We start from the raw sequence: 14,405 nt of genomic DNA, 5'->3' as shown, positions 1-14,405 counted from the left end.
CCAGAGAAGGAGACTTTGACTGGCAACTTATTCCTCAACTTCGCCAGGAGTTCATCAGCGACCCGCTGGCACATCGGGTCAATAAGGAGTTTTCTGACTTTATGGTGGCAGTAGTGGATGCATTTCATGTGCAGTACGTCCACGTGGTCAAGAGCCTACAACTGGACGCGCTGACTAGCCATAGGATATGAAGTTTCTCCTGCGCAGGTAAGGCGAAATATAGTGCCGAAGCTCTTTGTCTTTACTGCCATGCTTTACCGAACGATGATGGCAATCACATCGGTGGCATGCAGCGTTACCCCAGGGATGGTTTTCCTTCGATTATTCAAAGGTGCAAATGTCCCTAGGCGTCTTTCGCTCACTCGCTAACCTACGTTTGTCCAGCATTTATGCGCTTGGGCCAGTTCACGAAGAGAGAGCAGATGTCCATTATCAAGAAGGTTTATCAAACCCTGCTGCCCAAGGGAGCGTCCCTTCAGGACATCGTCGTACTGGCTCAGGCCTGGAAAAAATCGCACGGCTTTATTCGGCGACACAACTCGTACGCTGACGTTCTGGAACTTGACAGCTCCACTATCAACCTTGAGTGCCAACTCAAAGCATGGGGCAAGGCCGTAGGTGAGCCTGGTTTTCAGACTGAAGACCTCAAGTTGGTACCTGCTCCCAAAAATGGGAAGTGGGATTTTCATGAGCATGTAGGTTTTCCACAGGCTGCGTTTCTGGATATCCCGATTAACGAAATAGACTCACTCTTTCACCAATGGTGTCCCAGCTCTGAGCAGGTTGGAGGGGCGCAGCCAGAGCTGCAAAAGCTGAGGCCTTTGGCGCACCTTTCCATTCGAGATCAATCATTGGCAACAGCCGTGATGATGTGTCTTGCGGAGGCCATTGAGACCGCACAGGGCGATCCGGAGGAGACGGATGTGCTGAAGGCAAGGGAACGTGGGCTGGTCAGCTATGGTAACCGGCTTCACTGTCGCTGGTCCGAGACTGGTGGTACGCAAGCTAGGGCTCATTTCTCATGGGGCAATAGCCAAACGTACCGCAAGTACTTTCAAGACTATCGCGCCTTTCTATCCCGTCCTCGCCAAATCTGCGCAGAGTTCTCCCCTCGACTATCCAAAGGGCGTGAATTGTTTGTCGTTTCACTAGATTTGAAGTCTTTTTATGATCGTGTGGATATCAAAGCACTCTTAGCCGAGCTAAAGCATCTGGAGGCCGAGTATCAGCAGCGCTTCCATCTTCAGGCTGAGGTTGGAGCAGACGACGATTTTTGGAATAAATCTGCCCGGATCATGGCCTGGCGTTGGCGGGCAGCGGACAAAATCCATGCGGGGTTATTCAACGAAGCTGAAGGTCAGGAGCTTGAACTAGGATTACCCCAGGGGCTCGTTGCATCGGGATTTCTAGCCAATGCCTACCTTGTCCGTTTCGACAGGTCAGTTGACCAGGCTGCGAAAGAAGCCCACGACCTTGGTAGTGAGATCAAGGTGCTCGATTATTGTCGGTACGTTGACGATATGCGGATCGTCGTTGAAGCCCCCAGTCGCTGTGCGGCACTCTTGGAGCAGGTCCAGAAGTTCGTTCTGGACCTGCTCGATGCCCACTGCAAGCTACTCGGGACTACTAAGCTAATTGGCCTATCCGAAGGAAAGTGCTCAGTCACCCCTTATCGATCCATGTCCGCACAGAATAACGTTTCAACGCTGATGGGGGTGCTGGGGGCGGAGCTTAGCGGAACGTTTGATCTTGACTCCTTAGCACAGGCTGCCGGGGGGCTTGAAGGCTTGCTTTGGATTACGGAGCAGCTTGAGGGGGCAGATAAGCCTCCAGCCTCGCAATTAAAGTTGGCAACAATTGCGGCACCTGCCACTGATGTTCGAGACGATACAGTCAAGCGTTTCGTGGCAACACGGCTTGCCGACCTGATGAGGCAGCGTCTCGCGATGACCGACATCAGCGCGCCGGATAATACTGGCGAGTCTCTTGGTGAGCGCGTAACAAGTGGAATGGCGCTAGCGCATGAGTTCGAATCGACCGCTCGCAAACTTATCAAATGCTGGGCTGAGAACCCGGCGCTAGTTTTGTTGCTTCGGTGTGGATTGGACTTGTTTCCGCACCCTCGGTTGCTTGATCCGGTTTTGGAAGCCCTAGACGCCAAACTCTTTAACGTGCCGATCAAATGGCTGAGACCGAAGCAAGATCGTGAAATTCGGGCGGCCGAGTATGTGGCCGCCGATCTCCTGCGAGCTGGTGTAAGTGAAACGGGCTTTCGGGATATGGAGGAGTACCCTAGCGCAGTCGATATCGAGGGGTATCGGCAAGAGTTAGGAGTTTTTGCTAGAAAAATAGTCATCGAAAGAAATGATTCACCCTGGTACTTGTTGCAGCAGGCCTTTCTTTACCTGGCATCAATTGGTGACTGTGGCGTACCAATCAAGTCTATTTTAGAGCCATCGCTGGAGCCGACTTATCTCAAGCTTCGGAGTGCCATGGTGTTCGAGCCCGTGTCAGCTAGGGGGCTGCTGGAAATACTTCCATCAGCTTTGGTCACCCAGCAGATGCATCCCAACTCAAGTCGTTTCGGGGTATGGCTGTCAGAGGGTCTCCGGGCTACTAGCGATGAGAACTTACTCCAAGCAATCGTAAGTACTGTTGCCCTTGAAAGGCCTGATCTCTTAATTGAGGCAATCGGTAAGCGCGGTGGCCGCCCGCCAAAATGGAGGGAATTTGTTCCACCTTCTCTTGTAGAGATCAGTCGAGTCAATTTCAGCAAATATAAAGCAGGGAGTGCTTTGGAAACTCGTCAGTTGCTACGAGTAATGCAAGATCCATTCAATATTTTTGGGCAGGAGAATGGACTTCTTATGCTGGCAAAGGCTCTTCTAAGTGAGCTTGGTATTGAGACGCAGCTCTCTGCCGGATTGAGTCCTGTAGATATTAGTTTGACGTGCTCCAATTGGTCAGAAATTCAGTCGCTGCCTGATGAAATTGGATTTTTAAAAGTCAATCTCACAGGAGAGCAAGAGCAGGCCAATCCTTTGTATGCGCGGCCTGAATGGGTCAGTGATGAGGGGGCCTGGCTATACGGACTAGGACGAGTCCTAAGGTCTGCTTTGACTGGTGAGTTTGATTTCACAAGTCGTCGATTTCTGTTGACGGAGGATGTCGGGCGTTATAGGGGAATTCGGAGTAGTTGGTACAAGCGGCGTTTTGGCATGCTTAATTCGAGTAGCGGTTTGACTGATGAGCCAGCCCCAATTTCTCCTTGGTTGTCAGGTTTCCTTTCCACTTTGCTCCAGTGGCCAGGCATTGAGTTCAAGGCCAACGACGCGGCCCCGGTCAGCACAGTACGCACCCCAGGTGAATTGCTGGCTCTCTTGGAAAAGCGTATTGCTATACAGCGTGCGTTGTATGGTGGGCGGAGTAACACACCCATCTATGTCATTCCGACTAGTGACAATGCACCGCTTGTAGATCGCCCCCTCAGAGTTGCCATTGTTCAAACCCTTCGCCCGAAGATGGATGACTTCGATACTAAAGACCCTACGCATTGGACACCGGGGATGTTGGCGGAACATCGCCGCCATCTGGCTCAGGTCTGTCGGCTGGCACACGCGAAACTACGAGCTTGGGCTTCGGCCAAAGCCCTGCCTGAGGGGGCGGGAGATATTCCCGCCGTGGATGTAATCCTCTTTCCTGAGTTGGCAGTGCATCCTGAACATGTGTTCTTCCTGCGCCGGCTTTCTGACAAGCTCCAGGCCAATATCTTTGCAGGGTTGACCTTCATGCATTCTGATAAATGTGGAGGGCCGATCAATCAAGGGCTTTGGTTAATACGTACTGATGCGCCAGACCATGGCCGAAGTATTCAGTATGTGTGGCAGGGAAAGCTCCACCCGATGAAGCTCGAACGGGAGATGGGAATCACTGGGTATAGACCTCATGTGACTCTGGTGGAGCTGCCGATTGGTACGACTTCACCAACGCGCCTTGCCGCAGCCATTTGCTATGACGCTACTGATCTTGATTTAGTAGCGGACCTTAGGGATCGCTCAGACGTATTTCTGGTTGCTGCCCTGAATCAGGATGTGCAGACCTTTGACAACATGGTTGCAGCGTTGCATTTCCATATGTACCAACCTGTGGTGCTTGCCAATTCCGGAGAGTTTGGGGGCTCCACTGCCCAGGTACCACTTCCTAAGCATGATCGTCTGGTTGCGCATATTCACGGCAATAACCAGGTCGCCGTGAGTGTGTTCGAACTTGACCCCGCTCCCTTCAAGTCGACTAAGCCTGCTAGGGCACCCAAGCAGCTCAAGGCAGCGCCCGCTGGTTACAAGGGAAGGCCATAACTTCGTGGGGGATGTATATGGTCACTTCCACGCATGGTGTGTTCTAGTCAATTTGACTCTAAAAGTGAACGCTTTGAGCGTTAGCGCCTTACATGAATAAGCGATACGGATAGGTGCTGCCAGGCAGGTCTGGGACATTCGCAATTGTCCTTGCAAGCGCTTGAGAGTAGCTGATGGTCACTGGCATCGGGTCGTAGAGAGCGTCGTTGTTCCAGTCCATCTTTGTCAGAGCAAGAACTTCAGCTGCTATGAGTTCGAGAGGCCCCGTTCCTTCGTGTCTAGTAAGGGCCAAAGGGCGCGGTATGCTCTTGCCCCCTTGGTAATAGTTACCTGATGCAGATACCCCTGCTGCATTGCCGGCCGCCCAGAGTAAAGCTGAAGTGCCGGAGCGCATTACCATAGTGCCTCTTGGGACAGGGTACTTTGCGGCTTGGCTAGGTGGGTTGTTTTTGCCTGAGTCGATGAGCCATACACCACGCCAGTGTGAACGGCTACTTACTTCAATAAATTCGACCTCTTTGACTGAGGCTAGAGCATCCATGGCACCCTGTATTTCTTGAGGCTTAAAGGCGGTTGTTTTGTGAATCACCAGCCTGCGTGGAAGTACAGTATTTCTTTGTTGATAGAGCGCCAGGCTGCGGGAAATGACAGAACGCATATCGTTGCGAGTTAAAAACGGGTTGCGGCGCGCTTCAATGATATCCGTTACAGGGTCTACCGCTTGGAATGCAACGAACTCCATTCCACCGCCATCCATGTCGAAAACTTGTGAGCAGCAAGTGACGAAGCCGGTTTTTTCAGAATTACCTTTGATTGCATAAGCTAAGCCGATATATGCAGTGTCTGCCGGCACAACTGCGCTAGGTGCTAATTTCCACGGAATTCCCCCTGCTTTAACGTATAGGGCTATTGATAATCTCCAAGCAATCGAGGCTTTGAAGGAAAACTTGAACGATCGATCATTAACTACTTGTGTTGGTATTGAATAGCGTGCGCCGATTGCTTTAAGACTATCGTGAGCATCGAATCCAGTATCTCTGAAAGCATGAGACCACTTGTCTGGTAGGTGAATTAGGACAACATCAAACAACTCCCTCATTAATGAGAGTCGAGTTAGTGCCTCGGAGATGGCTTGAAAAAGAACTTGTGGCGGGGTTAGAGATTGTGTCTGGTCAAGTAAGTTATCAGGCCATCTAATATGTGTTTCTGCTGGTGCGGATACCAGTTCTGCATGAAAGAGACGCTCGAAGCCGGGGAAAGCCGGGACGTATTCTTTTCTGTCTGCGGGGCTGTGGGGGACTTTCAAAAGTTTCATGAGGTCACCCCGTTGTATCCAACCTGCATTTGGCCCAACGGTGGCTACTCGAATTTTTGGTGTGTACCGAGTGAACGCTTCTTTTGTAAATGGCCCATGATTTACCAGTCCACGCAGAGGGTGAACATCTGTAGCTCTAACATCATTTGGGGAGAATGTGAGTAGTGGCTCATCTAACAACGTAAACGGGGAAATCTTGGCCTTGTTAGCTTGGCTCATCACTGCGTCCTTTCGAAATAGGCATGGTGGTGAGATGGGCTGCTCCAAGCCGTGGTAGGGGATAGCTTGAAGTGGGCATCGACCCCTTCGGCAGAGGGTACACCCAGAGCCGTAAGGCTGATTTCTGGGTCCGCCACGAGGAGTTTTGCCCAGGCATCAATGATTGCTGCCCAATTACCATTGTATTTACGTGCCCATCTTTCGCGTCTCCAGTCGCCTGCGGGATCTCCACGGTACGGCTGATGAATATTTGCCCCGTCAGTCGATTGGGCCGTTTTTTTGTCGTGCGGTACATCTACAAAAGTAAAGGGGTCGAACCCCAACCACCACATGTCGTTGAAACGATCTAGCCGGACATTAATCCCTTCGGCATAAGGAAGCTTCAAGATGGGCACATTGCCGGTTAATGGGGCATCGTACGCCTTCTTTAATGCGCTCAATACATGAGCCCTTTGAGCTATATTTTCAGAAGGCTCATTTGGTCGGTCCGAGGCGACAAGTAGGGCGTGGCCGGTATTCCGCAAGCGTTGAGTCAACGGGCGTTTTCGCGAAAGTGTGCGGACCAAAGCGTCGTACAGTAAGCCTAATGCCCAGCTGTCTCTTTCAGGTCTAAGGGTGATGGTTCCGCTGAGCTTTGGACCCAAGGGTTCTAACGCTTGCAATAATTTCTGGTCGTTGCCAAACGCAGCGACCTCTCGTCCGTTACAAGCTACGACTGCCCTGACGTTAGCCTCTTTCAGCAGTGTTCTAATTGATGCCGTTGTGGAGGGGGTTTCTAGTTCAATTTTTCGTGCGCATAAAGGTAGCTGTTCAACCAACAGTGCAGAAAATCTCAACACCGGATATTTTCGAGCCGGTGTGGTTGGTGGGTTTACAGGCGCTAGAGCGGCCGGCTTTTGAGCCTCCATCACATGCTTTAGCATCTCTGCGGGGAGATCCACAAAGTCGCGTATTACATCCGCCGCCAACTCATCAAAGGTTGGCACTTTCACTACACTAGTCGGTACGCCCGCTGCCGTCGCTTTGTCTAGCAACTGCTTAACCGCTGGCAGCATGTTGTCTGGTGTCCCATTGATCCAATATAGACCGCTAGGAAATCGATCCGGACTTTTCAGCGCTTCTTCAAGTGCTTCCATTACGGAGAAATCCCTTCCGCTATAACCCACAACAACGAGCCCGAATCGCTCACATGCGGATGTCAAAACTCGGCGCATCTTTGAGTCTTGAACTTCTAGTTCGCTTCCGGTGTTTTTTATTTTAAGCGACTGATAATCACCGTGAATTTTAACGAGCAGAGGCCAGTCAGATTCACCCATTGCTCGTATTGCGCGGTCTGCACTATCGATTGCTGCGACGGTCAGAAGGCTCCGACTTTCGGTGGGTAGTAACTGAACCGCTGAGTTTGATGCTTGCTCGATCAAGGGATCGAAATTAGTGGTGAAGATGCAGGGTATTCTTCCCGCGCTCAGCAAAGCACCGAACACACGGTGTCCAAACGATGGATTACCTAAGGCGATTTTATCGGCGATGTATTGGCGCCGCTGTGCCTCAAGGGGGAAAATCGCCTCGAAGGCAGCCGCATACTCAAGAGGGTCATTTGGGGGCGGTAGAATATCGCGTTGTCTGAAAAACTCATCAACGCGAGCCGTCCAGATGCGATCCGAGGCATCGACTTCACGTCGTGAAAGCTGGTTTTCCTGACAGAAGATTCGCGTCTTAAAGTCGCGAATCATCATGTATCCAGTCGGGATGTTGGCTGATGCGGAACACCCAGCGCCAAGCAACCAAGCAAAATTTCTAGGACGAAGGCCAAACTCAGTCGCGAACTGAGCACCAGTAAGTGTCCGTACTTTCGAGGTCACTGATTAACACCTCCCTGATTTTTACTCAGTATGGATGTTGATAGCTATGTTTTCCATCAAACGCATTGCAGTTTTAGGTCGAGTTTCCTTATTAGCCCCCTCCACTCGAACATGAATATCTAGAAAATAAAAAAGGCTGCCATTTGGCAGCCCTTTTTTGTGCGCCCGTTACACATTAAGTGAGAAACTTTCGCGGTTCAGCGATTTTGGGCGGGGATTGGCAGCGCTTGCGGTATTTCTAGCCACCAGTTCATACACGGTTCCGCAAGAAATAAAGAAATTACCTTCGTCAGCACCAGCCTCCTAAATCAGCGGGGATCTCGTTCCCCACTGCTTGGTTAGGAAGTAAGCCCAGTCTCTGAGCTGGGACTCTGAACAACGACAGTAACTTGCCCACTTGCGACACTTAATGTGCCCATCGACACCTGATCAGAAATCCAGGTTAGACACCGCCAAGGCGTTGCTCTCGATGAAGTCACGACGAGGCTCGACCGCATCACCCATCAGGGTGTTGAAGATCTGGTCTGCGCCAATGGCGTCTTCGATAGTCACACGCAACATACGACGCTGAGCCGGGTCCATGGTGGTTTCCCACAGCTGGTCCGGGTTCATCTCGCCAAGACCTTTGTATCGCTGGATGGTATGGCGCTTGGTGCTTTCAGCCATCAGCCAGTCCAGGGCTTCCTTGAACTCTTTGACCGCTTTCTTGCGCTCGCCACGCTGAATGTAGGCACCATCGTCCAGCAGGGTGCTCAGTTGCGCGCCGAGGGTGACGACCGTTTTGTAATCGTTGCTGCCGAAGAAGTCGCGGTTGAAGGTGACGTAGTTCGACAAACCGTGGGAGATCAGTTCGACCTCCGGCAGCCACACGTTACGTTCGCGGTCTTCGCGCAGGCTGGCTTTGTACACCAGGCCAGACTTCTCGACGGTACGCAGACGCACTTCGTACTGGGCCAGCCAATCCTGCATGGCGGCGTGATCGCCCAACTGCTCCAGGCTCACGGCCGGCAGGTAGATGAAGTGCTCGGTCAGCTCCTGAGGATACAGGCGCGACAAACGCTTGAGCGTCTTCATGACCATACGGAAGTCGTTGACCAGACGCTCCAGCGCCTCGCCGGAGATGCCCGGGGCTTCGTCGTTCAGGTGCAGGCTGGCATCTTCCAGGGCCGACTGCGTCATGTACTCTTCCATGGCGTCGTCGTCTTTGATGTATTGCTCTTGCTTGCCTTTTTTCACCTTGTACAACGGCGGCTGGGCAATGTAGATGTAGCCACGCTCGATCAGCTCTGGCAGCTGACGGAAGAAGAACGTCAGCAGCAGGGTACGAATGTGCGAACCGTCGACGTCAGCATCGGTCATGATGATGATGTTGTGGTAACGCAGCTTATCGATGTTGTACTCATCACGGCCAATACCGCAGCCGAGTGCAGTGATCAAGGTGCCGACTTCCTGAGAGGAAATCATCTTGTCGAAGCGCGCCTTCTCAACGTTGAGGATCTTGCCCTTCAACGGCAGGATGGCCTGGGTGCGACGGTTACGACCCTGCTTGGCGGAACCGCCAGCAGAGTCACCTTCCACCAGGTACAGTTCGGAGAGGGCAGGGTCCTTCTCCTGGCAGTCAGCCAGTTTGCCAGGCAAGCCGGCGATATCCAGCGCGCCTTTACGACGGGTCATCTCACGGGCTTTACGCGCGGCTTCACGGGCGCGGGCGGCATCGATCATCTTGCCGACAACCAGCTTGGCCTCGTTGGGGTTTTCCAACAGGAAGTCGGAGAAGTACTTGCCCATTTCCTGTTCAACCGCGGTCTTCACTTCGGAAGACACCAGCTTGTCTTTGGTCTGAGAGCTGAACTTCGGATCCGGAACCTTGACCGAGATAATCGCCGTCAGGCCTTCACGGGCATCGTCACCGGTGGTGGCGACTTTATGCTTCTTCGCCAAACCTTCCGCTTCAATGTAGGTGTTCAGGTTACGCGTCAACGCAGAACGGAAACCCACCAAGTGAGTACCGCCATCGCGCTGGGGAATGTTGTTGGTGAAGCACAACAGGTTCTCGTTGAAGCTGTCGTTCCACTGCAGGGCGATTTCCACGCCGATGCCGTCTTCACGTTGGATATTGAAGTGGAACACCTGGTTGACCGCAGTCTTGTTAGTGTTCAGGTATTCAACAAAAGCACGCAGGCCGCCTTCGTACTTGAACAACTCTTCCTTGCCGCTGCGCTCATCCTTGAGGACGATGCCGACACCGGAGTTGAGGAAGGACAGTTCACGAATCCGCTTGGCCAGGATGTCCCAGCTGAAGTGGATGTTCTTGAAGGTCTCAGCCGACGGCTTGAAGTGGATCTGGGTACCGGTGGTTTCACTGTCACCAACGATTTTCATCGGTTCCTGTGGCACACCGTGGACGTAAGTTTGTTCCCAGATCTTGCCGCTACGGCGAACGGTGAGAATCAACTCTTCGGACAGAGCGTTCACTACCGACACACCTACACCGTGCAAACCGCCGGATACTTTATAGGAGTTGTCGTCGAACTTACCGCCGGCGTGGAGCACGGTCATGATGACCTCTGCCGCCGAAACGCCTTCTTCTTTGTGCACGTCTACCGGGATGCCGCGACCGTTGTCACGCACGGTAATGGACTCATCCGGGTGGATGATAATGCTGATGTCGTCGCAGTGACCGGCCAGAGCTTCGTCGATGGAGTTATCGACCACCTCGAACACCATGTGGTGCAGACCGCTACCATCATCGGTGTCGCCAATGTACATACCGGGACGTTTGCGTACGGCATCCAAACCTTTCAGCACTTTAATGCTGGTCGAGTCGTACGTGTTTTCTTCGCTCATGCCTTCACTCCCGATGGTCGTGGGTCTGGGTGATACGGCCTTGTTCCACGTGGAACAAAGCGACTGGCGTTTCCGTCTGCCAGCCTTCCCTCAATAATTCGTGGTCTACACAGGTAATGAATACCTGGCAGCGTAAGTCTTCCAACAAGCGGCATAGCGAACGGCGGTGCTGTTCGTCGAGCTCCGACGGCAAGTCATCCACCAGATAAATACACTGACCGCGCCTGGCCTGGCTAACCAAGTGCCCTTGCGCAATACGCAGCGCACACACCACCAACTTCTGCTGGCCGCGGGACAAAATATCCGCAGCATTATGTGCACCTAATCTAAGGCGCAAATCAGCGCGTTGGGGGCCGGCCTGGGTGTGTCCGATTTGCTGATCCCGCTGCAGGGACGTCGCAAGCACAGCACTGAGCTCACGGTCTTTGTCCCAACCTCGGTAGTAACTCAGCGTCAGCCCCTCGAGATCCAGCAACTCGCTCAAGGTCTGCTCAAAGACTGGTTTCAAGGCTTTGATATAGGCACGACGGTATTCATCTAATTCGTCGCTGGCCAGGCACAGCTCTCGGTCCCAGGCTGCTTGCGAAGCGGCGTCAAGTGTACCATGCCGCAGCCATGAGTTCCGCTGCCGCAGGGCCTTCTGCAGGCGCTGCCAAGTGGCCATGAAGCGGGGTTCCACGTGGAACACACCCCAGTCCAGAAATTGGCGGCGGATTTTCGGTGCACCTTCCAACAGACGGAAGCTGTCGGGGTTGATCAACTGCAACGGCAGAATTTCTGCAAGTTGTGCGGCACTGCGCGCATTTTGCCCGTCGATACGAATCTGAAATTCCCCGCCGCGATCGCGGGATATCCCCAGTGCGCTTTGACCACCTTCCGCCAACTCGACTTGGCCAAACACTGTACACGCCAACTGTTCGTACTGAATCACCGGCAACAGGCGGGCACTGCGAAAGGACCGAGCCAGCCCCAGCAAGTGGATAGCTTCCAGCACACTGGTTTTGCCACTGCCGTTGGCGCCATGGAGGATATTGATGCGGGGGGAAGGGGAGAAGGTCACCGGGTGCAGATTGCGCACCGCGGTGACAGAGACGCGACTAAGGGACATCTAGCTTCTGCTGAGCATGATTACAGGCGCATCGGCATGACAACATAAGCCGAGTCGTCGTTATCGGATTCTTGCACCAGGGCGCTGCTGTTGGAGTCCGACAGGATCAGGCGAACCTGTTCGGTAGTCATGACGCCCAACACGTCCAACAGGTAGCTCACGTTAAAGCCGATTTCCAGAGAGCCGCCGTTGTAGTCGACGCCCACTTCTTCTTCTGCCTCTTCCTGCTCCGGGTTGTTGGCCTGGATTTTCAATTGGCCGTTGGCCAATTGCAGGCGAATACCACGGTACTTTTCGTTCGACAGAATCGCAGTACGACTGAACGCTTCACGCAAGGCCTGGCGATCGCCAATCACCAGCTTGTCGCCACCTTTAGGCAACACACGCTCGTAATCCGGGAACTTGCCGTCAACCAATTTGGAGGTGAAGGTGAACTCACCAGTGGTCGCGCGGATATGGTGCTGACCCAACACGATGCTGACATTGCCGTCCGGCTCGGTGAGCAAGCGCGCCAACTCAAGGATACCTTTGCGGGGGACGATCACCTGGTGACGATCAGGCTGGCCGATATCGGCACGCATCGAGCACATCGCCAGACGGTGACCGTCAGTGGCAACCGCACGAATGATGCCTTCGGATACTTCCAGCAACATGCCGTTAAGGTAGTAGCGCACGTCCTGCTGGGCCATGGCGAAGCTGGTGCGCTCGATCAAGCGGCGCAGCTTGCTTTGCTCCAGGCTGCACGTCAGCGAGCCTGGCCCTTCTTCCACGGTAGGGAAGTCATTGGCCGGCAAGGTCGACAGAGTGAACCGGCTACGGCCAGCCTTGACCACCAATTTTTGCTCATCGACCTTGATGTCAATCAGCGCATCGTTGGGCAGGCTTTTGCAGATGTCCATCAGCTTGCGCGCCGGCACAGTGATTTCGCCGGGTTCGGCGGGCTCTTCAAGCTGCACACGACCAACCAGCTCGACTTCCAGGTCGGTACCGGTCAAGGACAACTGCTGGCCTTCGACCACCAGTAATACGTTGGAAAGCACCGGCAAGGTCTGTCGGCGCTCGACGACGCCTGCGACCAGTTGCAGGGGTTTCAACAGGGCTTCGCGTTGAATGGTGAAATGCATGGTCTAGTCCCTTGCCTTAATAAGCTGCGCTGGTGTCATCACGTAGTCAGTGTACGCAGCAGGTTCTTGTAGTCCTCGCGAATATCCGCGTCGGATTCCTTAAGTTCGTTGATTTTGCGGCAGGCGTGCAAGACCGTGGTGTGGTCGCGACCGCCAAACACATCGCCGATTTCCGGCAGGCTGTGGTTGGTCAGCTCCTTGGAGAGAGCCATGGCCACCTGACGCGGGCGTGCAACCGAGCGCGAACGGCGCTTGGAAAGCAGGTCGGAAATCTTGATCTTGTAGTACTCGGCCACGGTGCGCTGGATGTTATCCACACTCACCAACTTGTCCTGCAGGGCCAACAAGTCTTTCAGGGATTCGCGAATCAACTCGATGGTGATATCACGGCCCATGAAGTGCGAGTGAGCGATGACCCGCTTGAGCGCGCCCTCCAGCTCACGCACGTTGGAGCGAATGCGTTGGGCAATAAAGAAGGCAGCGTCGTGAGGCAGATCAACCTTTGCCTGATCGGCCTTCTTCATCAGGATCGCGACCCGGGTTTCCAGCTCCGGCGGTTCTACCGCAACGGTCAGGCCCCAGCCGAAACGCGACTTCAGGCGCTCTTCCAAGCCTTCAATTTCTTTCGGGTAACGGTCACTGGTCAAGATGACCTGCTGGCCACCTTCGAGCAAGGCGTTGAAGGTGTGGAAAAACTCTTCCTGGGAACGTTCCTTGCGAGCAAAGAACTGAATGTCATCGATCAGCAAAGCATCAACGGAGCGGTAGAAACGCTTGAACTCGTTGATCGCATTGAGCTGCAAGGCCTTGACCATGTCAGCCACGAAGCGCTCCGAATGCAGGTACACAACCTTGGCGTTCGGGTTCTTCTTTAATAGGTGGTTACCCACGGCGTGCATCAAGTGCGTCTTACCCAAGCCAACGCCGCCATAAAGGAAGAGCGGGTTGTAACCGTGCTTGGGGTTATCGGCGACTTGCCAGGCAGCTGCACGGGCCAGCTGGTTGGACTTGCCCTCGACGAAGTTCTCGAAGGTGAAGGTGCGGTTCAGATAACTGGTGTGCTTGAGCCCACCCTCAACCTGCACAGTGCGCTGTTCGGCACGAACGGGAGCCTGCTGGGAGCTGGCGCCTGCCATCGGATCGAAGCTGTCGCGAGACGGTTCTTCATGCTCCGGCGCATTTTTTTGCGCAGAGGATTTGGACGGCGTTGCAGCAGGCGCAGCAGAAGCAGCAACCGGTGCCGCTGCCGCCTGAGCTTGCGATGCCGCTGCAGCCAAAGGCGCGTTCGGCGCAGCACGGGGTGCCGAGCTACGTTTGCTGCCTATTAATAAGGAGAGCACGGGCGCGAGGCCATTGCCATGTTCGTCGAGCAATTCGAGAACGCGGCTCAGGTACTTCTCATTGACCCAGTCGAGAACAAAACGATTGGGTGCGTAGACACGCAACTCGTCGCCTTCGGCTTCGACCTGTAGCGGACGGATCCAGGTGTTGAATTGCTGGGCAGGCAGCTCATCGCGCAAAAGCTCCACGCACTGCTGCCAAAGTTCCACTGACACGGATATCCCCTAAGTTGAA

The 14,405-nt window shown here is 53.8% G+C and carries 7 protein-coding genes; 1 reads left to right on the top strand and 6 read right to left on the bottom strand.

Annotated elements, in window-relative coordinates; genetic code table 11:
• The first annotated feature begins 422 nt into the window (after positions 1–422).
• Entirely contained in the window at positions 423–4,355 is a 3,933-nt protein-coding gene (locus PSEBG33_RS26745; RefSeq protein ID WP_005783350.1) for a reverse transcriptase domain-containing protein, read from the top strand.
• A gap of 88 nt (positions 4,356–4,443) precedes the next feature.
• Here PSEBG33_RS26745 and PSEBG33_RS26750 read toward each other — a convergent pair whose 3' ends face one another.
• The 6 genes from PSEBG33_RS26750 to dnaA form a co-directional block, all read right to left on the bottom strand.
• The gene (locus PSEBG33_RS26750) at positions 4,444–5,889 is read right to left on the bottom strand and encodes an argonaute/piwi family protein (RefSeq protein ID WP_005783349.1); all 1,446 of its coding nucleotides are present in this window, start codon (positions 5,887–5,889) and stop codon (positions 4,444–4,446) included.
• Entirely contained in the window at positions 5,889–7,622 is a 1,734-nt protein-coding gene (locus tag PSEBG33_RS26755) for an SIR2 family protein (protein WP_032803191.1), read from the bottom strand. The genes PSEBG33_RS26750 and PSEBG33_RS26755 overlap by 1 nt, the downstream gene beginning before the upstream one ends.
• A gap of 558 nt (positions 7,623–8,180) precedes the next feature.
• A complete protein-coding gene (gene gyrB / locus PSEBG33_RS26760) occupies positions 8,181–10,598 on the bottom strand; it encodes a DNA topoisomerase (ATP-hydrolyzing) subunit B (RefSeq protein WP_005783347.1) in 2,418 nt (805 codons plus the stop codon).
• A gap of 4 nt (positions 10,599–10,602) precedes the next feature.
• Positions 10,603–11,706: a DNA replication/repair protein RecF gene (recF, locus tag PSEBG33_RS26765; RefSeq protein WP_005783346.1), complete on the bottom strand. Its 1,104-nt coding sequence runs from the start codon at positions 11,704–11,706 to the stop codon at positions 10,603–10,605.
• A 20-nt stretch (positions 11,707–11,726) separates the two neighbouring features.
• Complete coding sequence (gene dnaN, locus PSEBG33_RS26770; RefSeq protein ID WP_005783345.1) at positions 11,727–12,830, bottom strand: DNA polymerase III subunit beta; 1,104 nt, start codon at positions 12,828–12,830, stop codon at positions 11,727–11,729.
• A 38-nt stretch (positions 12,831–12,868) separates the two neighbouring features.
• Positions 12,869–14,386, bottom strand: coding sequence for a chromosomal replication initiator protein DnaA (gene dnaA, locus PSEBG33_RS26775; protein ID WP_005783344.1), 1,518 nt, complete (start codon positions 14,384–14,386; stop codon positions 12,869–12,871).
• Between the last annotated feature and the right edge of the window lie 19 nt (positions 14,387–14,405).

It is taken from the genome of Pseudomonas synxantha BG33R (assembly GCF_000263715.2).
GTDB classification, from domain to species: Bacteria; Pseudomonadota; Gammaproteobacteria; order Pseudomonadales; family Pseudomonadaceae; genus Aquipseudomonas; species Aquipseudomonas synxantha_A.
Note: the sequence above shows the minus strand (reverse complement) of the source record. Positions and strands in the feature narration are given on the sequence as shown.